The organism is Clavibacter sp. A6099 (genome assembly GCF_021919125.1).
GTDB classification, from domain to species: domain Bacteria; phylum Actinomycetota; class Actinomycetes; order Actinomycetales; family Microbacteriaceae; genus Clavibacter; species Clavibacter seminis.
In genome coordinates this window covers 2189593-2210902 of sequence record NZ_CP083439.1, presented here as the reverse complement: position 1 = coordinate 2210902, position 21310 = coordinate 2189593, and the positions used below count along the sequence as shown (strand labels likewise).

Sequence of the window (21310 nt, the reverse complement as noted above, 5' to 3'; positions counted from 1 at the left end):
CACCGGCATGGATATGGTGTTCGCATGGAGCAGAGCCCGACGGCGGACCCCGCCTCGCCCGCCGCAGCAGCGGTCGGCGAGCCCCTGGTCGTCGTATCCCACGTCAACAAGCACTTCGGGGACCTGCACGTCCTCAAGGACATCTCGACCACGGTGAACCGCGGCGAGGTCGTCGTCGTCATCGGCCCCAGCGGGTCGGGCAAGTCGACGCTGTGCCGTGCGATCAACCGGCTCGAGACCATCGACGACGGCACCATCACGATCGACGGCCAGGACCTCCCGTCCGAGGGCGCCGAGCTCGCGCGCCTCCGCGCCGACGTCGGCATGGTCTTCCAGTCCTTCAACCTCTTCGCGCACAAGACCGTGCTCGAGAACGTGACCCTCGGCCCCATCAAGGTGCGCAAGCAGGGCAAGGCCGAGGCGGAGAAGCGGGCGATGGAGCTCCTCGACCGCGTCGGCGTCGCCAACCAGGCGCAGAAGATGCCGGCCCAGCTCTCCGGCGGCCAGCAGCAGCGCGTCGCGATCGCCCGCGCGCTGGCGATGGACCCGAAGCTGATCCTCCTCGACGAGCCCACCTCGGCGCTCGACCCCGAGATGATCACCGAGGTCCTCGACGTGATGGTCGGCCTCGCCAAGGACGGCATGACGATGATGGTCGTCACCCACGAGATGGGCTTCGCCCGCAAGGCCGCGGACCGCGTGATCTTCATGGCCGATGGCGCCATCGAGGAGGACACCACCCCGCAGGCCTTCTTCGACGATCCGCAGAGCCCGCGCGCGAAGGACTTCCTCTCCAAGATCCTCGCCCACTGACGCGCGCGGAGGGCACGCGCCCTCCCGCCCTCCCGCATCCGGACGCCGCCGAGGCAGGCGCGTCCGGGCGCCGCACCATGGCACGACCCGCACCACGCACCACGAGCGATCCCCATCGCGTCCGTCATCCACCTCACCAGCAGAGAAACGGGAACCATGAAGAACAGGAAACTGACCATCGCCGCGGCCGCCGCGATCGTCGTCGTCGCCCTCACGGGCTGCGGCGCCGCCGGCAGCGCGTCGAACAGCGGCATCGACGCCGGCACGAACGCCCCCGAGAACGGCGACGGCCCCTACAAGCTCGCGCTCGCGGAGAACCCGACGTTCGACGAGGGCACCACGATGGCGCGCCTGGCAGCGGCGGGGGAGATGAAGGTCGGCACGAAGTTCGACCAGCCGCTCTTCGGCCTCGCCGGGCTCGACGGCAAGCCCGCGGGCTTCGACGTCGCGATCGCCGCGCTCGTCGCCAGCAAGATGGGCATCCCCTTCGACGGCATCAAGTTCACGGAGACGGTGTCCGCGAACCGCGAGCCCTTCATCCAGAACGGCTCGGTCGACGCGGTCGTCGCGACCTACACGATCAACGACAAGCGCAAGGAGGTCGTGGACTTCGCCGGACCGTACTACGTCGCCGGCCAGGCGCTCATGGTCCTCGCGGACGACACCACGATCAACACGCCCGAGGACGTCCGCGGAAAGCAGGTCTGCTCCGTCGCCGGATCCACCCCCGCCGCGAACATCGAGGCCACGTTCGGCGCGGTCGTCGTGCCGACCGACGTCTACAGCAAGTGCCTCGACCCGCTGCGCAACGGCCAGGTGTCCGCGGTCACGACCGACAACGTGATCCTCTCCGGCTTCATCGACCAGAACGAGGGCGAGTTCAAGCTCGTCGGCGACGGCGAGACCTTCACCCAGGAGCCCTACGGCATCGGCATCGCCAAGGACGACGAGGCGTTCCGCACGTTCATCAACGACACGCTGCAGGAGGCCTACGACGACGGCACCTGGGCGCGCCTGTTCAAGGCGACGGCCGGCACGGTCATCGACACGCCGGAGCCCCCGGCGATCGACCGCTACTAGTCCCACCGGGTCCCGCGTGCGCTGATGCGCGCGCGGGACCCGTCCCCTGTCCGGGCGAGACGAGCCCGGATCCGACCATCGCCCGGCCCGCCGGGTGCAGACCATAGGAGGTGCGCCGTGGATGTGATCCTCGACAATCTCGACGTGTTCCTGCGGGGTTTCGGCGGCACGCTGCGCCTCCTCTGCCTCACCGTGCTGTTCGCCCTCCCGCTGGGGATCGTGATCGCCGCGATGAGGATCTCGCCCGTGGCGAGCCTCCGCGCCACCTCCACCGTCTACGTCGAGCTGCTGCGGAACACGCCGCTGCTGCTCGTCTTCACCTTCTTCAGCGTCGTGATCACGTCGATCTCGGGCGCGCTGCCGTTCATGACCGCCGCGGTGCTCGCGCTCACGCTCTACACGGCGCCGTTCTTCGCCGAGGCGATCCGCTCGGGCATCAACAGCGTGCCCGTCGGCCAGGCCGAGGCCGCCCGCAGCATCGGCCTGACGTTCTCGCAGACGCTCGGGTCGGTGATCCTGCCGCAGGCCGTGCGCACCGTCATCCCGCCGCTGATCAACGTGGTCATCGCGCTCACGAAGAACACGTCGATCGCGGGCGCGTACTTCATCTACGAGCTCTTCAACGTGGGTCGCGACGTCGCGAACGCCAACGGCGACGCGGTCGTCTGGGTGTTCGTGGGCGTCGCGTTCTTCTACCTCATCATCACGGTCCCGCTCGGCCAGCTGGCGGACCACCTCGAGAAGCGAGTGGCGGTCTCCCGATGAGCCAGGTCCTCTACGACGTCCCCGGCCCCAAGGCCCGCCGTCGCTCCCGCATCCTCTCCGTCGTCACGGGCGTCATCGTGGTGGCCGTGCTCGCCTTCGCCGCCGTGAAGCTCCAGCAGGCGGGTCAGTTCAGCCCCGACATCTGGCTCGTGCTCAACGACCCGCTCGTCTGGGGGCTGCTCCTCCGGGGCCTCGTCGTGGTGCTGCAGTCGGCCGCGGTCGCCGCGGTCCTCGCGATCCTCCTGGGCATGGTGCTCGCGCTCCTCCGCATGAGCGAGCACCGCGCGATCCGCTACGCCGTGACCGTGGTGCTCGAGTTCTTCCGCGGCATGCCCGTGCTGCTGATGATGCTGTTCATCTACCTGATCTTCCCCATCGGCCCGTACTGGTCGGTCGTCACGGCGCTCGCGCTCTACAACGGCGCGATCATCGGCGAGGCCCTGCGCTCCGGGATCCTCGGCCTGCCGCGCGGCCAGCGCGAGGCGGGACTGGCGATCGGGCTCCGGCCGCTGCAGAACCGGCTGCTCGTGGAGTTCCCGCAGGCGTTCCGGACGATGCTGCCGATCATCGTCGCCCAGCTCGTCGTGCTCATCAAGGACACCGCGCTCGGCACCATCGTCAGCCTCGTCGGCCTCACCAAGCAGGGCGAGCTGATCCTCGAGGCCACGAGCCGCGCCAACTCGCTGCCGATCTTCGTGGTCATGGTGGGCATGTACCTCGTGCTCAACCTCACGGTGTCGACCATCGCGCGACGTCTCGCCCGCAAGCGCGGACCGCGCGTGGCGAAGACCGTCGCGGCGGGGACGTCGCAGGGGGCGTAGGCGCGCCGCGGGGCGCTCCCCGTCACCCGTCGCGGGCCCGTCGCGTGCGAGCGTCGGGCCCGTCGTGCGTCCTCGCCGGGGCCGGTCGCGGCCCCGGCGATCGGTAGACTCGGGCCTCATGTCCGAACCCCAGATCTCCGAGGAGAGCGTCGCCTCCGCCGTGGACGAGGCGATGGCCGCGCTCGCCGCGACCACCGACTCCGCGTCGCTCGCGCAGGCGCGCTCCGCCCACATCGGCGAGGCCTCGCCGCTCGCCCGGCTGAACGGATCGCTCCGCTCGCTGCCGCCCGCCGAGCGCAAGGACGCAGGCAAGCTCGTCGGCCAGTCGCGCGCCCGCGTCACGCAGGCGTTCCAGGCGCGCGAGGCGGAGATCCAGGAGCAGGAGGCCGCCGAGCGGCTCGTGGCCGAGGCCGTCGACGTCACCGCGCTGCCGAGCCGCTGGCGCGCGGGCGCCCGCCACCCGCTCACCATGCTCGAGGAGCGCATCGCCGACATCTTCGTCGGCATGGGCTGGCAGGTGAACGAGGGCCCCGAGCTCGAGAGCGAGTGGTTCAACTTCGACGCGCTGAACTTCCCGCCCGACCACCCGGCGCGCGCCATGCAGGACTCCTTCTACGTGGATCCGACCGACGCGCACCTGGTGCTCCGCACGCACACCTCGCCCGTGCAGATCCGCACCCTGCTCGCCGACGAGCTGCCCGTGTACACGATCGCGCAGGGCCGCACCTTCCGCAGCGACGAGCTCGACGCGACGCACACGCCCGCGTTCCGCCAGATCGAGGGGATCGCCATCGACCGCGGCCTCACCATGGCGCACCTCCGCGGCACGCTCGAGCACTTCGCGCGCTCGATGTTCGGCGAGGACGCGCGCATCCGCCTGCGTCCCAACTACTTCCCCTTCACCGAGCCGAGCGCCGAGATGGACGTCTGGCACCCGGCCGCCGCGGGCGGACCCCGCTGGATCGAGTGGGGCGGCTGCGGCATGGTGAACCCGAACGTGCTGCGCTCCGCGGGCATCGACCCCGACGAGTACCAGGGCTTCGCGTTCGGCATGGGCACCGAGCGCACCCTCATGTTCCGCAACGACCTCTCCGACATGCGCGACATCGTCGAGGGCGACATCCGGTTCGGCGCGCAGTTCGGGATGGTGGTGTAGTCGTGAGGATCCCGATCAGCTGGCTCGGCGAGCACGTCGAGCTCCCCGCGCGGGTCACCCCCGAGGACGTCCACGCGTCCCTCGTGAAGGTGGGCCTCGAGGAGGAGGACGTGCACGCGTTCTCGATCTCCGGCCCCGTCGTCGTCGGGCAGGTGCTCGAGGCGAGCCCCGAGCCGCAGACCAACGGCAAGACCATCAACTGGTGCCAGGTGCGCGTCGCGCCCGAGGGCGCCTCGGCGGCCGACGGCGGCGAGGACGTCCGCGGCATCGTCTGCGGGGCCCACAACTTCGTGGTCGGCGACAAGGTCGTGGTGAGCCTGCCCGGCGCGGTGCTCCCCGGCCCGTTCCCCATCAGCGCGCGGAAGACGTACGGGCACGTGTCCGACGGCATGATCGCGTCGTCGCGCGAGCTCGGCCTGGGGGAGGAGCACGACGGGATCCTCGTCCTCTCCTCGCTCGGCCTCGACCCCGAGGTCGGCACGGACGCCCTCGCGCTCCTGCACCTCGACGACCGCGCGGTGGAGGTGAACGTCACGCCCGACCGCGGCTACGCGTTCTCGATCCGCGGCATCGCCCGCGAGTACGCGCACGCCACGGGCGCGGCCTTCACGGATCCCGCCGACGCGCTCGCGCTGCTCGCGGCCGACGCGCCCGTCCAGGGGATCGAGGTGCTCGTCGACGACGCGGCCCCGATCCGCGGCCGCATCGGCGCCGACGTGTTCGTCACGCGCGTGGTCTCCGGCATCGACCTCTCCCGGCCCACGCCGCCGTGGATGGTGTCGCGGCTGACCCTCGCGGGCGTCCGGTCGATCTCGCTGGCCGTCGACGTCACCAACTACGTGATGCTGGAGCTCGGCCAGCCGCTGCACGCGTACGACCTCGACCGGCTGCAGGGCGGCATCGTCGTCCGTCGCGCCGCCGAGGGCGAGACGCTCGTCACGCTCGACGGGCGCGAGCGCGCGCTCCACGTCGAGGACCTCGTCATCGCCGACGGCTCCGGCCCGGTCGGGCTCGCGGGCGTCATGGGCGGCGCGGCCACCGAGATCGGCGCGGGCACCAGCCGCGTGCTGATCGAGGCGGCGGGCTTCGATCCGGTGTCCATCGCGCGCACCGCTCGCCGGCACAAGCTGCCGAGCGAGGCGTCCAAGCGCTTCGAGCGGGGAGTGGATCCGCGCATCGCCCCCGCCGCGGCGGCGCGCGCCGTCCAGCTCCTCGAGGAGCTCGCGGGCGGCCACGCCGACGGCCTCGGCTCGATCCTCGACACGACCGCGCCGCGTGAGGCGATCGAGCTGCCGCTCGGCTACCCCGCGTCGCTCGTCGGCGTCGACTACACCGAGGACGAGGTGCGCCACGCGCTCGTCGACGTGGGCTGCGCCCTCGACGAGCGCGACGGCGTGCTCGCCGTCACCCCGCCGACCTGGCGACCCGACCTCCGCCACCGCGCCGACCTCGTCGAGGAGGTCGCGCGCATCGTCGGCTACGACCGGATCCCCGCCGTGCTGCCCGTCGCGCCCCCCGGCCGCGGCCTCACCGCCGCGCAGCGCCTCCGCCGCCAGGCCTCGATCGCGCTCGCGGCGGGCGGGCTCACCGAGGTGATGGGGTCTCCGTTCGCGTCCGAGGCGCAGAACGCGCGATTCGGCGCGGCCGACCGCGACGACGCGCCCGCGGTGCGCCTGGCCAACCCGCTCGACGTCGCGTTCCCGTACCTCCGCCGCTCCCTGCTGCCGGGGCTCGTCGACATCGCGCGGCGCAACCTCTCGCGCGGATCCACCGACCTGGCCGTCTTCGAGACCGGCACCGTGTTCCTGCCCCGTGCCGGCGTCGCGTACGGCTCTCCCGAGATGCCGCCCGGGGCCGCGCGCCCCGACGCGGACACGCTGCGGGCGCTGGATGCGGGCATCCCGCCGCAGCCGCGCCACGTCGGCGTGCTGATCCTCGGGGACGCCGTCCCGAAGCAGCCGGGCACCCCGGCGCAGCGCGCGGGCCTCGTCGACGCGCTCGACGCTGTGCGGCAGCTGGCGCACGCGGTGGGCGTGGAGATCCGCTTCGAGCAGGGCAGCCACATCGCCCTGCATCCCGGACGCACGGCCGCGGTCGAGGCCGTGACGGCCGACGGCCCCGTCATCGTGGGCTTCGCCGGCGAGCTCCTGCCCGCGCTCGCCGCCGCGCTCGACCTGCCCGAGCGCGTCGCGCTCGCCGAGGTCGACCTCGACCGGCTCGTCGAGCTGGCGGGCGGCGCGGTCGAGGTGCGCACGCTCACCTCGATGCCCGTCGCCACGCAGGACCTCAGCCTCGTGGTGCCGCTCGAGGTCCCGGCGGGGGAGCTGCTCCGCACGGTGGTCGAGGGCGCGGGCGAGCTGCTCGAGTCCGCCCGGCTCGTGGACGACTACCGCGGTCCCGGCGTCGAGGACGGCACGCGCTCGCTCACGTTCGCGCTCCGCTTCCGCGCTCCCGACCGCACGCTGACGGCGGCCGAGGCGAGCGAGGCCCGTGACGGATCAGTGCGGCTGGCCGCCGATCGGTTCGGCGCGGCGCTCAGGGAGTAGGCGCAGCCGCCGCGGCGGTCGCGGCACGGCCGTCCACGCGGGCGGACTCCTCCCCAGGGAGGGTCCGCCCACGCGTGCGTCTGCGGGTGCCCGCCCGGCGGGACCCCTCCGGCACCGGCACTAGATTTGAGGCATGTCATTCTCAGTCGCCGTCGCGGGCGCCAGCGGCTACGCGGGCGGGGAGCTCCTCCGCCTGCTCGCCGACCACCCGCGCCTCGAGGTCCAGACGCTCACCGCATTCCAGAACGCGGGCGAGCGTCTGCGTCAGGTGCACCCGCACCTCACCTCGTACGCCGACCGCACCTTCGTCGAGACGACGGCCGAGCAGCTGGCCGGCCATGACGTGGTCTTCCTCGCTCTGCCGCACGGCAAGTCGGGCGCCATCACGGCCGAGCTCGACGACCAGACCCTCGTGGTCGACTGCGGCGCCGACCACCGGCTCGTCGACGAGGCCGCGTGGGACGCGTTCTACGGCGGCGACTTCGCGGGCGCCTGGCCGTACGGCCTGCCCGAGCTGCTGCACGCGGAGGAGGGCGGCACCCAGCGCACGCGCCTGTCGGGCGTGAAGCGCATCGCCGTCCCGGGCTGCAACGTCACCGCCATCACGCTCGGCCTCCAGCCGGGCATCCGCGCGGGCGTCATCGAGCCGGAGGACATCGTCGCGGTGCTGGCCGTCGGCCCGTCCGGCGCGGGGCGGTCGCTCCGCACGAACCTGCTGGCCAGCGAGATCCTCGGATCCGCGAGCGCCTATGCGGTCGGCGGCACCCACCGCCACACCCCGGAGATCCGACAGAACCTCGAGACGGCGGGCGGCGGGCACGTGAGCGTCTCGTTCACGCCCGTGCTCGTGCCGATGGCCCGCGGGATCCTCGCCACGGCCACCGCGCGCCTCGCCCCCGGCTTCTCCGCGCACGACGTGCGCGCGGCATGGGAGCTCGCCTACGCCGACGAGCCGTTCGTCCACCTGCTGCCGGAGGGGTCCTTCCCGAACGTGTCCGACGTCACGGGATCCAACACGGCGCTCGTGGGCATCGCGATCGACGAGGCCGCGGGCCGCGTGATCACGGTCACGGCCATCGACAACCTGGTCAAGGGCACGGCGGGCGCGGCGATCCAGTCGGCCAACATCGCGCTCGGGCTGCCCGAGGCCATGGGCCTCCCGGTGAACGGGGTCGCCCCGTGAGCGTCACCGCCGCACGCGGCTTCGTCGCCGGAGGGGTCGCCGCGGGCCTCAAGTCCACGGGCGCGCTCGACGTCGCCCTCGTCCGCAACACGGGCCCGTCGCAGGCGGCCGCCGCGGTCTTCACCAGCAACCGCTGCCAGGCGAACCCGATCCTCTGGTCGCGCCAGGTCATCGGCGACGGCCGGGTGAGCGCCGTCGTGCTCAACTCCGGCGGCGCGAACTGCTACACCGGATCCCGCGGCTTCCAGGTCACGCACGCCACCGCCGAGGCGGTCGGCCGCGCGCTCGACGTCTCCAGCGGCGACGTGCTCGTCTGCAGCACGGGCCTCATCGGCGAGCAGCTCCCGCTCGAGAAGCTCGAGGACGGGGTCGCCCGCGTCGCCGTCGTGCTCGCCGACGGCGGGGGTGACGACGCGGCCCGCGCCATCATGACCACCGACACGAAGCCCAAGCAGTCGGCCAGCACCTCCGACGCGGGCTGGACCGTGGGCGGGATGGCCAAGGGCGCGGGCATGCTCGCGCCGGGGCTCGCCACCATGCTCGTGGTGATCACCACCGACGCCGACCTCGACTCCGCTGCGCTCGACGCCGCGCTCCGCGAGTCCACGCGCGTCACGTTCGACCGGCTCGACTCGGACGGCTGCATGTCGACCAACGACCAGGTCACGCTCCTCGCCTCCGCAGCATCCGGCGTCGTGCCCGACGCCGAGGAGTTCCAGGCGGCGCTCACCGCGGTGTGCGCGGACCTCGCCGAGCAGCTGCAGGCCGACGCCGAGGGCGCCTCCCACGACATCGCCATCGAGGTCGTGCACGCGGCGTCCGACGACGACGCCGTCGAGGTCGGCCGCGCGGTCGCGCGCAGCAACCTCTTCAAGGCCGCGGTCTTCGGCAACGACCCCAACTGGGGCCGCGTGCTGGCCGCCGTGGGCACGACCGGCGCGGAGTTCGACCCCTACGGCATCGACGTCGCCATCAACGGCGTCGAGGTGTGCCGCGCGGGCGAGCCGCACGAGAGCCGCGACCTGGTCGACCTGCACCCGCGCGCCGTGCACGTGCTCATCGACCTGCACGCGGGCGACGCGACGGCGACCATCCTCACCAACGACCTCACGCACGACTACGTGCACGAGAACAGCGCGTACGCCAGCTGATGGGCGACGCAGACGGGACGGACGTGACCGCCATCACGCAGGACGCCGCCGACCTCGACCAGGCGCAGGCCGAGTCGAAGGCCGCGACGCTCATCGAGTCGCTGTCGTGGCTGCAGCGCTTCCACGACCGCATAGTGGTCGTGAAGTTCGGCGGCAACGCCATGGTCGACGAGGAGCTCACGCGCACCTTCGCCGAGGACGTCGTGTACCTGCGATACGCGGGGCTCCGACCGGTCGTCGTCCACGGCGGCGGTCCGCAGATCAGCGCGATGCTCACCCGCCTCGGCATCGAGAGCGAGTTCCGCGGGGGATACCGCGTCACCACGCCCGAGGTGCTCGAGGTCGTGCGCATGGTGCTCACCGGGCAGGTCAGCCGCGACGTCGTGCGGGGTATCAACGCGCACGGCCCGCTCGCGGCCGCCGTCTCCGGCGAGGACGCCGGGCTCTTCACGGGCCGCCGTCGTGGCGCCGTGGTCGACGGCGTCGACGTCGACCTCGGCCTCGTCGGGGACGTCGTGGCGGTGGATCCCACGGCCGTCCTCGCGCAGCTCGACGCCGGCCGCATCCCCGTCGTCTCCTCCATCGCGCCCGACGAGCACGACCCCGCCGTCTCCCTCAACGTCAACGCGGACGCCGCGGCCGCCGCGCTCGCCGTGGCCCTCGGCGCCGAGAAGCTCGTGATCCTCACCGACGTCGCGGGCCTCTACCGCGACTGGCCCGACCGCGGGTCGCTCGTCTCGGACATCCGCGCCGACGAGCTCCGCGCGCTCCTGCCGTCGCTCGAGTCGGGCATGATCCCGAAGATGGCGGCATGCCTCGAAGCCGTCGACGGGGGAGTGCCCAAGGCCGCGATCATCGACGGCCGCATCCCGCACTCGATGCTCCTCGAGATCTTCACCACGAACGGAATCGGAACGGAGGTCGTGCCCGCATGACCACGACCCAGCCAGAGCGCCGCACCACCCAGACCGAGAGCGAGTGGTCCGACCGCTTCCAGGCCGCGATGATGCGCTCCTCCCCGCCGCCGCTCGCCATGCTGGTGCGCGGCGAGGGCTGCCGCGTGTGGGACTCGACGGGCCGCGAGTACCTCGACTTCCTCGCGGGCATCGCCGTCAACTCGCTCGGGCACGCGCACCCTGCGCTGATCCGCGCGGTCACCGAGCAGGTCTCGACGCTCGCCCACGTGTCCAACTACTTCGCGACGCCGCCGCAGATCGCGCTCGCCGAGCGCCTCCGCCGCATCACCGGCGCGGGCGACACGGGCCGGGTCTACTTCGGCAACTCGGGCGCCGAGGCGAACGAGGCCGCGTTCAAGCTCGCCCGGCGCAACGGATCCGCGCATCGCACGCGCGTCATCACGCTGCAGGGCTCCTTCCACGGCCGCACTATGGGCGCGCTCGCGCTCACCGGCCAGCCCGCGCTGCAGGCGCCGTTCCTCCCGCTGCCGGGCGGCGTCGAGCACATCGCGCCGACCCTCGAGGCGCTCGAGGCGGCCATCGACGACACCGTCCAGGCGCTCATCCTCGAGCCGATCCAGGGCGAGGCCGGCGTGGTCGACCTGCCCGCCGGCTTCCTCCGCCGCGCCCGCGAGCTCACGCGTGAGCACGGGGCGCTGCTCATCCTCGACGAGATCCAGACCGGCGTCGGGCGCACGGGCCGCTGGTTCGCGTACGAGCACGAGGGCGTCCGGCCGGACGCGGTCACGATCGCCAAGGGCATCGCGGGCGGAGTGCCCATCGGGGCGCTCGTGGCGTTCGACGAGGCCGCCGACCTGCTGCAGAAGGGCCAGCACGGATCCACCTTCGGCGGCAACCCGCTCGCGACCGCCGCGGGGAACGCCGTGCTGGCCGAGATCGAGGACGCCGGGCTCGTGGAGAACGCCGCCCGCCGCGGCGAGGAGATCCGCGCGGCCATCACCGGGCTGGCCTCCCCGCTCATCGCCGAGGTGCGCGGCCGCGGGCTGCTCATCGGCGTGGGCCTGCACCACGAGGACGGCGGGCGCATCGCGGCCGCCGCGCTCGGCGAGGGGCTCATCATCAACGCGCCGAACGCGCGCAGCCTCCGCATCGCGCCGCCGCTCATCGTGGGCGACGACGAGGTGCGCGACTTCCGCGAGCGGTTCGGCCGCGCCCTGGCGCACCTGCGCTGACCCGGGCGGGGGCCGGCCGACACGACGGTCCTGGCCCCACGCCGCATCCGTCCGCGGGCACCCCCGCGCGGGGGTGCCCGTCGACGGATCCGCCCCCGCACGTCCCCTAGGCTTGAGCGATCCGCAAGTCCCCCGAGAGCGAGCGATGCGATGACCCGCCACTTCCTGCGCGACGACGACCTGAGCCCGGCCGAGCAGTCCGAGGTGCTCGACCTGGCGGTGCAGCTCAAGCGCGAGCGCTGGTCCGAGCGCCCCCTCGCCGGCCCGCAGACGGTCGCGGTGATCTTCGACAAGTCCTCCACCCGCACCCGCGTCTCCTTCGCGGTCGGCATCGCGGACCTCGGCGGTGTCCCCCTCATCATCAGCACCGCCAGCAGCCAGCTCGGCGGCAAGGAGACCGCGAGCGACACCGCGCGCGTGCTCGAGCGCCAGGTCGCCGCCATCGTCTGGCGCACCTACGGCCAGGCGGGCCTCGAGGAGATGGCCGCGGGCACGACGGTCCCTGTCGTCAACGCGCTGTCCGACGACTTCCACCCGTGCCAGATCCTCGCCGACCTGCTCACCATCCGCGAGCACCGCGGCGACCTCGCCGGCCAGACCCTCGTCTTCCTCGGCGACGGCGCGAGCAACATGGCGCACTCCTACCTGCTCGGCGGCGTCACCGCCGGAATGCACGTGCGCATCGCCGCTCCCGCGGGCTACGTGCCCGCCGAGGACGTCGTGGCCGACGCCGAGCGCATCGCCGCGACCACGGGCGGCTCCGTCCGGATCCTCGCCGATCCCGTCGAGGCCGTCACCGGCGCCGACGTCGTCATCACCGACACCTGGGTGTCCATGGGCCGCGAGGAGGAGAAGGCCGTGCGCCTCGCCGAGCTGGGCGCGTACCAGGTCACCACCGAGCTCATGGATCACGCGGTCGACGACGCGATCTTCCTGCACTGCCTTCCCGCCGACCGCGAGTACGAGGTGGCCTCCGAGGTCATCGACGGCCCGCGATCGGTGGTCTGGGACGAGGCGGAGAACCGCCTGCACGCCCAGAAGGCGCTGCTCGTCTGGCTCCTGCGCCAGTCCTGACGCAGCCCCACACCCCGAGACACCTCAGCAACGAAACGGAGAACGGCATGGCCGAACGCGTGGTACTGGCATATTCCGGCGGACTCGACACCTCGGTCGGCATCGGCTGGCTCAAGGACGCGACCGGCAAGGAGGTCGTGGCCCTCGCGGTCGACGTCGGCCAGGGCGGCGAGGACATGGAGGTCATCCGGCAGCGCGCGCTCGACTGCGGCGCGGTCGAGGCCGTGGTGGTGGATGCGAAGGACGAGTTCGCGGACGACTACATCGTCCCCGCGCTCAAGGCCAACGCCCTCTACCAGAAGCGCTACCCGCTGGTCTCGGGCCTCAGCCGCCCGCTGATCGCCAAGCACCTCGCGCGCGTCGCCCACGAGCTCGGCGCGAACAGCGTCGCGCACGGCTGCACCGGCAAGGGCAACGACCAGGTGCGCTTCGAGGCCGCCGTCGCCGCGCTCGCGCCCGACCTCACCTCGATCGCGCCGGTCCGCGACCTCGCGCTCACGCGCGACAAGGCCATCGTCTACGCGAACGAGCACGACCTGCCCATCGAGCAGAGCAAGAAGAGCCCCTACTCGATCGACAAGAACGTCTGGGGCCGCGCGGTCGAGACCGGCTTCCTCGAGGACCCGTGGAACGGCCCCATCGAGGACCTCTACGAGTACACGCAGGACCCCGACGTGCTGCGCGAGGCGACCGAGGTCACCATCACGTTCGAGGCGGGCGTCCCCGTCGCGATCGACGGCGTGCGCTACTCGCCGCTCCGCATCGTCCAGGAGCTCAACGCCGCCGCGGGCGCGCACGGCATCGGCCGCATCGACGTCGTCGAGGACCGCCTGGTCGGCATCAAGAGCCGCGAGGTCTACGAGGCTCCCGCCGCCATGACGCTCATCGAGGCCCACGAGGAGCTCGAGAGCCTCACGATCGAGCGCGACCTCGGCCGCTACAAGCGCGGCGTCGAGAAGGACTGGGCGAACCTCGTCTACGACGGGCTCTGGTTCTCCGGCCTCAAGCGCTCGCTCGACGCCTTCATCGAGGACTCGCAGCGCCACGTCTCCGGCGACATCCGCATGACGCTCCGCGGCGGACGCGCGGTCGTCACCGGCCGCCGCAGCGAGTCGAGCCTGTACGACTTCGACCTGGCCACCTACGACACGGGCGACACGTTCGACCAGTCGCTGTCCAAGGGCTTCATCGAGCTGTGGTCGCTGCCGAGCAAGATCTCGGCGCGTCGCGACCTCGCGGTCGAGCAGGCCGCGCTGGCGGTCGACCCCGCGCCCGCCGCGGAGTAGCCGCATGACCGAGAGCACGGATCCGTCCTCCCGCGCGGGCGAGGCGGGCGCCCTCTGGGGCGGCCGCTTCGCCGGCGGCCCGTCGCCGGAGCTCGTGGCGCTCAGCCGCTCGACGCACTTCGACTGGCAGCTGGCGCCGTACGACATCGCCGGATCCCGGGCGCACGCCCGTGCTCTCGCGTCCGCGGGCTACCTGTCGGACGCCGAGCGGCAGGCCATGCTGCAGGCGCTCGACACCCTCGAGGACCGCGTCCGCTCGGGCGCGCTCGTCGCGTCCGAGGCCGACGAGGACGTGCACGGCGCGCTCGAGCGCGGGCTCATGGACATCGCGGGCACCGAGCTCGGCGGCAAGCTCCGCGCGGGCCGCAGCCGCAACGACCAGATCGCGACGCTCGTCCGCATGTACCTCCGCGACCACGCCGCGGTGATCCACGCGATGCTCGTGCAGCTGGTCGACGCGCTGGCCGCGCAGGCCGAGGCGGCGGGCGGCGCGATCATGCCGGGCCGCACGCACCTGCAGCACGCGCAGCCCGTGCTCCTCGCACACCACCTGCTCGCGCACTGCTGGCCTCTGGTCCGCGACCTCGAGCGCCTCGCCGACTGGGATGCGCGCGCCGACGTCTCGCCCTACGGATCCGGTGCCCTCGCGGGCTCGACGCTCGGCCTCGACGCCGGCGCGGTCGCCCGCGACCTCGGCTTCGCGCGCAGCTCCGAGAACTCGATCGACGGCACCGCAGCGCGCGACGTCGTGGCCGAGTTCGCGTTCGTGCTCGCGCAGGTCGGCATCGACCTCTCGCGGCTGAGCGAGGAGATCATCCTCTGGAACACGCGCGAGTTCGGGTTCGTCACTCTGAGCGACTCGTTCTCGACCGGGTCGTCGATCATGCCGCAGAAGAAGAACCCCGACATCGCGGAGCTCGCGCGCGGCAAGTCGGGCCGCCTCATCGGCAACCTGTCCGGCCTGCTCGCGACCCTCAAGGGCCTGCCGCTCGCGTACAACCGCGACCTGCAGGAGGACAAGGAGCCGGTCTTCGACTCGGTGCAGACCCTCGAGGTGCTGCTGCCGGCGTTCACCGGCATGATCGCGACCCTCCGCTTCGACACCGAGCGCATGGCCGAGCTCGCGCCGCAGGGGTTCTCCCTCGCGACCGACGTCGCCGAGTGGCTCGTGAAGCACCGTGTGGCGTTCCGCGACGCGCACGAGATCACAGGTGAGCTCGTGAAGGCCGCGGAGTCCCGGGGCGTCGGCCTCGAGGATCTGTCCGACGACGACCTGCGCGCCGTGTCCCCGCACCTGGTGCCGGAGGTCCGCGAGGTCCTGAGCATCGAGGGGTCGGTGGCGAGCCGCGACGGGGTGGGCGGCACCGCCCGGGTGCGCGTCGACGAGCAGCGCGGCGAGCTCGTGCGGCGCGTGGCCGAGCTGCGCGCGCGGGCCGATGCCGCCGCCGAGCGCCGGGCGGCGGCGTCCGGCGAGGCGTCGGCGTGACGCTCTCGAACGGCCGCCGTCCCGAGCGGCCCGAGCCGCGGCACCGCTGGCTCCTGCCGCTCGTCATCGGCGTGGCCGTCGCCGTGCTGGTCTTCGTGGTGGTCGTCGCGAGCCTCAACGGCGAGCTGATCTGATCCGCGCGTGATCGACGCGGCCTTCTTCGCGCGCGACGCGGTCGAGGTGGCGCCCGCGCTCCTCGGCGCGATCCTCTCGCGCGACTCGGAGGAGGGCCGCGTCTCCGTGCGCCTCACCGAGGTGGAGGCCTACCGCGGCGTCGGCGAGGATCCCGGCTCGCACGCCTTCCGCGGGAAGCGGGCGCGCAACGCGACCATGTTCGGCCCGCCCGCGCACCTCTACGCGTACTTCACGTACGGCATGCACACGTGCGCGAACATCGTCTGCGGCCCCGAGGGCACGAGCGCCGGCGTGCTGCTGCGCGCCGGCGAGGTCGTGGAGGGCGTCGAGCTCGCGCGGCGCCGGCGCGGCGCCGCGGTCCGCGATCGCGACCTGGCGCGGGGGCCGGCGCGGCTCGCGGTCGCCTTGGCGATCCCGCTGTCCGACGACGGCGTGGCGCTGGACGCGCCGCCGTACCGGCTGGACCTCCCCGACGAGCCGCTCGCCCTCCCGGCCGCGGGCCCGCGCGTCGGCGTGTCCGGACCCGGTGGGTCCGGTGAGCTCTTCCCGTGGCGCTTCTGGGTGCCGGGCGACGCGACCGTCTCGGCGTACCGGGCGCACGTGCCGCGCGTCCGCCGCTGACCGGTCCGCGCGACGCGGACGGGTGGGCGACTAGCGGACGACCAGCACGACCGCCGCGCAGGTGGCGGCCCACAGCCAGCTGACCAGCGTGCCGATGATGAACCGCTCTCGCGCCTCCGCAGCCTCGCCGAGCTCCGAGAACCGGCCGACGCCCTTGATCGCGATGATGACCGCGAGCGCTTCGGGGTAGCCGGCGAGGATGACGGCCACCACGGCCAGCCGCTCGAGCATCCCGATCGTCGCGCCGCCGCGCAGCACCTCGCGGGTGGGTCGACGCAGCGCCGACGGATCGTCCTCGTGCCCGCGCGGCGCCACCAGGATCCCGCCGAACGCTCCCGGCGGCACCGAGCCGCGAGTGGCGAGGGCGAGCACCGCGGTGGACGCGGAGCCGCCGCCCAGCACCGCGAGCACGACCGCGATCAGGCCCAGGAAGCCGACGACCAGGGGCGACGCGGGGCCGGTGAGGGCCAGCCCGAGCGCGAGGGCGCAGGCGAGCGTGCCCGCGGCCGCGGCCACGCGGCCCGTCCGGGGCGTCCGCATCGCCAGGAGCGCGAGGACCAGCGCCGCGCTCACCAGCACGCAGAGGGCGATCCACGCCGTGATCTCCCCGGGAGTCCCCACCGGGATCACGAGCGCGCCCCCGCGCGGGCGGATCGCGGTGCGGGTGCCGCGGTGCCCTCGCCCCGGGTCGCCTGCGCGTCGAGGTGGGCGAGCAGCGCGACGAGCCCCGGGATCGCGGCCCGCTCGGCGCGCCATGCGCTGGTCCGCAGCCGCGTGCTCACGGCCTGGGGAGTGATGCCGAGGGCGGCGGCGACCTCACGCTGCGTGCTCCCGTCCGCCATCCGGTCGACGACGTCCCAGCCCTGGGCGGTGCGGCGGTCCCGCGCCAGGAGCAGCAGCGTGACGAGCGCCTCGACCTCGTCGGGGCCGGGGAGCCCGGAGCCCGGGCCGTCGGATCCCGGACCGTCGGCTGTCGGGGGAGCAGGCGGATCCACCGCGAGCGCGAACCTCGTCGCGCTCCGCTTGGCCGCGCCGACCGCGTCACGCGCGGCGATGAAGGCCGGGCCGGTGGCCTCGCGCGTCGCCCGGGGGAGCGGGGTGCGCACGGCTCCGATCCCGAGGCCGACGCTCCAGTGCCCGGCGCGGGTGAGGACGAGCGCCATGTCGAGGGCGGTGTCCGCGTCGGCGACGAGCGCCTGCAGCTCGTCGCCGGACGTGCGGTCGACCGGGAGCACGAGCCGGCCCTCGAAGCGCGACGCCAGATCGTCCCGTCCCGTCCCGGCGCGGTCGACGTCGGTCCTGCTGCCCTTCTGGTCGGCGGTGATGACGAACATGCGGAACCCCCTCAAGGCCGTGTCATTGATGCGTGAACATCAAGGCTATGCACTTGATCTCCGTAGATCAAGCCCATGGGCCTGATCACATCGCCCCGATGCGCTCACGAGCATGTCCGGGACCACCGACAGCGGTCCGAGCCCGACCGCCCCGCCCGGGAGCGGACGACACCGCCGCGTCCCGCCGTCCCCGCGATGCCGCGCTGATACCGTGATCGCGTGACGAACGCCGATCCCGACCGACTCTGCTCCCAGCGCAACGACCCGTCCTTCGAGGACGTGTGGGAGGAGATCGTCTGGCGCGGGTACGTGCATGTCTCCACGGACCAGGGTGCGCTGAAGGAGCTGCTCTCCGGTCCGCCCATCACGTACTACTGCGGCTTCGACCCCACCGCGCCGAGCCTGCACCTGGGCAACCTCGTGCAGCTGCTGCTCATGCGCCGCTTCCAGCTGGCCGGGCACCGTCCGCTCGGCCTCGTGGGCGGGTCCACCGGCCTGATCGGCGACCCGCGGCCGACCGCCGAGCGCACCCTCAACGACCCGGAGGTGGTCGCGGACTGGGTGGGCCGTGTGCAGGCGCAGGTCTCGGCGTTCCTCAGCCCCGAGGGCGACAACGCCGTGCGGATCGTGAACAACCTGGACTGGACGGCGCCGATGAGCGCCATCGACTTCCTCCGGGAGGTCGGCAAGCACTTCCGGGTGGGCACCATGCTCAAGAAGGACGCGGTGAGCGCGCGCCTCAACTCCGACGAGGGCATCAGCTACACGGAGTTCAGCTACCAGATCCTGCAGGGTCTCGACTTCCGCGAGCTGCACCGCACGTACGGGTGCGTGCTGCAGACCGGCGGCAGCGACCAGTGGGGCAACCTGACCAGTGGCACCGACCTGATCCGGCGCAGCGAGCGGACCACCGCGCACGCCATCGGCACGCCCCTCATCACCAACTCCGACGGCACCAAGTTCGGCAAGAGCGAGGGCAATGCGATCTGGCTCGACCCGGACCTGACGAGCCCGTACGCGTTCTACCAGTTCTGGCTCAACACGGAGGATGCGGACGTGATCCAGCGCCTCCGCCTCTTCACGTTCCTCGACCGGGCCCGCATCGAGGAGCTGGCACGGGCCGTGGAGTCCGAGCCCTTCCGACGCGAGGCCCAGCGGACGCTGGCCTGGGAGGTGACGTCGCTGGTCCACGGTGTCGAGGCGACGGAGTCCGCCATCGCCGCGGCGCAGGCGCTGTTCGGGCAGGGCGAGCTGACCGCGCTCGACGAGCCGACGCTCCGCGCCGCGCTGGGCGAGCTCCCGTCCGCGGAGGTCGCCGCCGGCACGACGGTGATCCAGGCGCTGATCGACACCGGTCTGGTCTCGAGCGCGGGTGAGGCTCGGCGCGCGATCACGCAGGGCGGGGTCTACGTGAACAACGTCGCGGTGGACGACGCGGCCGCTGTCGTCGACGCCCTCCTGCACGGCCGTTTCGCCGTGATCCGGCGGGGCAAGAAGACCCTCGCGGGCGTCACCGTCGCCTGAATCCACCCTTGATCAGCTCTTCTTTCCGAGGGTTGTGGCGACACGCCCGGGATGTGGGTGGTTTTGCGGGGGTGGGGTGGTCCGCGTAATGTCTCCTCTTGTCGCCGGAACGGGCGGGGAGCTGAGAAGCTTCCGGAGCTGTTCTGGTGGTGGTGATCCTGGTGAAACAGAAGTTGCCGTGGCCCTGAAGGGTTGCGTGTTTACCATCAACTGAGCTAGGGTCTGATTCTGCTTCCGACGTGAGTGCTGGGCTGTTTGGTCTGGATCACTCCCACGGGGAGCGGTGGAGTGTGAGCTCCGATGGCTGGCTGTGATGGTCGGTGTCGGGAGCGTCCGTTCCTTGAGAACTCAACAGCGTGCACAATGTCAAATGCCAAATACCCGTTGCGGGTGTCCTTCGGATGCTCGTTTCGGATTCCTTTGGAATACATTTAAACAAACAAGCAAGTCAGTAATGATTTGTTCTGTCGGTTTCAAACTTGCTGGTTCGTGTTCGATTCCCGTTCACGTCTGGCTTTAGATGTGCCGATCGCTTTCGGGTGGTCGTGCGTTTAAGCATTTATGGAGAGTTTGATCCTGGCTCAGGACGAACGCTGGCGGCGTGCTTAACACATGCAAGTCGAACGGTGATGTCAGAGCTTGCTCTGGCGGATCAGTGGCGAACGGGTGAGTAACACGTGAGTAACCTGCCCCCGACTCTGGGATAACTGCTAGAAATGGTAGCTAATACCGGATATGACGATTGGCCGCATGGCCTGGTCGTGGAAAGAATTTCGGTTGGGGATGGACTCGCGGCCTATCAGGTTGTTGGTGAGGTAATGGCTCACCAAGCCTACGACGGGTAGCCGGCCTGAGAGGGTGACCGGCCACACTGGGACTGAGACACGGCCCAGACTCCTACGGGAGGCAGCAGTGGGGAATATTGCACAATGGGCGAAAGCCTGATGCAGCAACGCCGCGTGAGGGATGACGGCCTTCGGGTTGTAAACCTCTTTTAGTAGGGAAGAAGCGAAAGTGACGGTACCTGCAGAAAAAGCACCGGCTAACTACGTGCCAGCAGCCGCGGTAATACGTAGGGTGCAAGCGTTGTCCGGAATTATTGGGCGTAAAGAGCTCGTAGGCGGTTTGTCGCGTCTGCTGTGAAATCCCGAGGCTCAACCTCGGGTCTGCAGTGGGTACGGGCAGACTAGAGTGCGGTAGGGGAGATTGGAATTCCTGGTGTAGCGGTGGAATGCGCAGATATCAGGAGGAACACCGATGGCGAAGGCAGATCTCTGGGCCGTAACTGACGCTGAGGAGCGAAAGCATGGGGAGCGAACAGGATTAGATACCCTGGTAGTCCATGCCGTAAACGTTGGGAACTAGATGTGGGGACCATTCCACGGTCTCCGTGTCGCAGCTAACGCATTAAGTTCCCCGCCTGGGGAGTACGGCCGCAAGGCTAAAACTCAAAGGAATTGACGGGGGCCCGCACAAGCGGCGGAGCATGCGGATTAATTCGATGCAACGCGAAGAACCTTACCAAGGCTTGACATATACCGGAAACATGCAGAAATGTGTGCCCCGCAAGGTCGGTATACAGGTGGTGCATGGTTGTCGTCAGCTCGTGTCGTGAGATGTTGGGTTAAGTCCCGCAACGAGCGCAACCCTCGTTCTATGTTGCCAGCACGTAATGGTGGGAACTCATAGGAGACTGCCGGGGTCAACTCGGAGGAAGGTGGGGATGACGTCAAATCATCATGCCCCTTATGTCTTGGGCTTCACGCATGCTACAATGGCCGGTACAAAGGGCTGCGATACCGTAAGGTGGAGCGAATCCCAAAAAGCCGGTCTCAGTTCGGATTGAGGTCTGCAACTCGACCTCATGAAGTCGGAGTCGCTAGTAATCGCAGATCAGCAACGCTGCGGTGAATACGTTCCCGGGCCTTGTACACACCGCCCGTCAAGTCATGAAAGTCGGTAACACCCGAAGCCAGTGGCCTAACCGCAAGGGAGGAGCTGTCGAAGGTGGGATCGGTGATTAGGACTAAGTCGTAACAAGGTAGCCGTACCGGAAGGTGCGGCTGGATCACCTCCTTTCTAAGGAGCATGTGCACCTCTCCTCTGTATACAGGGAGATCATAGGTGCCAAGTCACGCGTCAGGCGTATGTCCTGGCGGTGGCGCTCATGGGTGGAACATTGACAT

At 71.1% G+C, this 21310-nt stretch carries 18 protein-coding genes and 1 rRNA gene; 17 read left to right on the top strand and 2 right to left on the bottom strand.

Going from position 1 to position 21310, the window contains the following annotated elements:
• Positions 1 to 24 precede the first annotated feature (24 nt).
• The 15 genes from KYT88_RS10425 (at position 25) to KYT88_RS10355 (ending at position 16266) form a co-directional block, all read left to right on the top strand.
• Positions 25 to 813 (top strand): amino acid ABC transporter ATP-binding protein, encoded by a 789-nt coding sequence (locus KYT88_RS10425; RefSeq protein ID WP_012038694.1) that lies wholly within the window; start codon positions 25 to 27, stop codon positions 811 to 813.
• 156 nt (positions 814 to 969) lie between these two features.
• Entirely contained in the window at positions 970 to 1893 is a 924-nt protein-coding gene (locus tag KYT88_RS10420; RefSeq protein ID WP_043584850.1) for a glutamate ABC transporter substrate-binding protein, read from the top strand.
• Positions 1894 to 2010: 117 nt separating this feature from the next.
• A complete protein-coding gene (locus KYT88_RS10415; RefSeq protein ID WP_043584848.1) occupies positions 2011 to 2658 on the top strand; it encodes an amino acid ABC transporter permease in 648 nt (215 codons plus the stop codon).
• Positions 2655 to 3479 (top strand): amino acid ABC transporter permease, encoded by an 825-nt coding sequence (locus KYT88_RS10410; protein WP_043584846.1) that lies wholly within the window; start codon positions 2655 to 2657, stop codon positions 3477 to 3479. Before KYT88_RS10415 ends, KYT88_RS10410 begins: the two co-directional genes overlap by 4 nt.
• Positions 3480 to 3597: 118 nt before the next feature.
• Positions 3598 to 4635 carry a phenylalanine--tRNA ligase subunit alpha gene (pheS, locus tag KYT88_RS10405; protein ID WP_043584844.1) on the top strand — a complete coding sequence of 346 codons (1038 nt, stop codon included), beginning with the start codon at positions 3598 to 3600 and terminating at the stop codon, positions 4633 to 4635.
• A 2-nt stretch (positions 4636 to 4637) separates the two neighbouring features.
• Complete coding sequence (gene pheT / locus KYT88_RS10400; RefSeq protein WP_043584842.1) at positions 4638 to 7181, top strand: phenylalanine--tRNA ligase subunit beta; 2544 nt, start codon at positions 4638 to 4640, stop codon at positions 7179 to 7181.
• Between the two features lie 133 nt (positions 7182 to 7314).
• A complete protein-coding gene (gene argC, locus KYT88_RS10395; RefSeq protein ID WP_043584840.1) occupies positions 7315 to 8364 on the top strand; it encodes an N-acetyl-gamma-glutamyl-phosphate reductase in 1050 nt (349 codons plus the stop codon).
• Positions 8361 to 9515, top strand: coding sequence for a bifunctional glutamate N-acetyltransferase/amino-acid acetyltransferase ArgJ (gene argJ / locus KYT88_RS10390; RefSeq protein ID WP_043584838.1), 1155 nt, complete (start codon positions 8361 to 8363; stop codon positions 9513 to 9515). The genes argC and argJ overlap by 4 nt, the downstream gene beginning before the upstream one ends.
• 23 nt (positions 9516 to 9538) lie before the next feature.
• Positions 9539 to 10450 (top strand): acetylglutamate kinase, encoded by a 912-nt coding sequence (gene argB / locus KYT88_RS10385; RefSeq protein ID WP_043584886.1) that lies wholly within the window; start codon positions 9539 to 9541, stop codon positions 10448 to 10450.
• Positions 10447 to 11664 (top strand): acetylornithine transaminase, encoded by a 1218-nt coding sequence (locus tag KYT88_RS10380; protein WP_043584836.1) that lies wholly within the window; start codon positions 10447 to 10449, stop codon positions 11662 to 11664. Before argB ends, KYT88_RS10380 begins: the two co-directional genes overlap by 4 nt.
• Before the next feature lie 150 nt (positions 11665 to 11814).
• Positions 11815 to 12738, top strand: coding sequence for an ornithine carbamoyltransferase (gene argF / locus KYT88_RS10375; RefSeq protein WP_043584834.1), 924 nt, complete (start codon positions 11815 to 11817; stop codon positions 12736 to 12738).
• Between the two features lie 47 nt (positions 12739 to 12785).
• Positions 12786 to 14024 (top strand): argininosuccinate synthase, encoded by a 1239-nt coding sequence (locus tag KYT88_RS10370; RefSeq protein ID WP_043584833.1) that lies wholly within the window; start codon positions 12786 to 12788, stop codon positions 14022 to 14024.
• A 4-nt stretch (positions 14025 to 14028) separates the two neighbouring features.
• On the top strand, positions 14029 to 15510 hold the full coding sequence (gene argH / locus KYT88_RS10365; RefSeq protein WP_237583638.1) for an argininosuccinate lyase: 1482 nt from the start codon (positions 14029 to 14031) through the stop codon (positions 15508 to 15510).
• Positions 15507 to 15644: a hypothetical protein gene (locus tag KYT88_RS10360; protein WP_012038681.1), complete on the top strand. Its 138-nt coding sequence runs from the start codon at positions 15507 to 15509 to the stop codon at positions 15642 to 15644. Before argH ends, KYT88_RS10360 begins: the two co-directional genes overlap by 4 nt.
• Positions 15645 to 15651: 7 nt before the next feature.
• Positions 15652 to 16266, top strand: a complete 615-nt coding sequence (locus KYT88_RS10355; protein ID WP_237583637.1) for a DNA-3-methyladenine glycosylase — start codon at positions 15652 to 15654, stop codon at positions 16264 to 16266.
• Positions 16267 to 16296: 30 nt separating this feature from the next.
• Here the strand turns inward: KYT88_RS10355 and KYT88_RS10350 are convergent, their stop codons facing one another.
• Positions 16297 to 16887, bottom strand: a complete 591-nt coding sequence (locus tag KYT88_RS10350) for a hypothetical protein (protein ID WP_237583636.1) — start codon at positions 16885 to 16887, stop codon at positions 16297 to 16299.
• Between the two features lie 5 nt (positions 16888 to 16892).
• Entirely contained in the window at positions 16893 to 17600 is a 708-nt protein-coding gene (locus KYT88_RS10345) for a DNA-binding protein (protein WP_119374205.1), read from the bottom strand.
• A 219-nt stretch (positions 17601 to 17819) separates the two neighbouring features.
• Between KYT88_RS10345 and tyrS the strand changes: the two genes are divergently transcribed.
• Together tyrS and KYT88_RS10335 are read left to right on the top strand one after the other, a co-directional pair.
• Positions 17820 to 19124 carry a tyrosine--tRNA ligase gene (tyrS, locus tag KYT88_RS10340; RefSeq protein ID WP_119374204.1) on the top strand — a complete coding sequence of 435 codons (1305 nt, stop codon included), beginning with the start codon at positions 17820 to 17822 and terminating at the stop codon, positions 19122 to 19124.
• A gap of 558 nt (positions 19125 to 19682) precedes the next feature.
• A 16S ribosomal RNA gene (locus KYT88_RS10335) occupies positions 19683 to 21203 on the top strand.
• Positions 21204 to 21310: the final 107 nt, after the last annotated feature.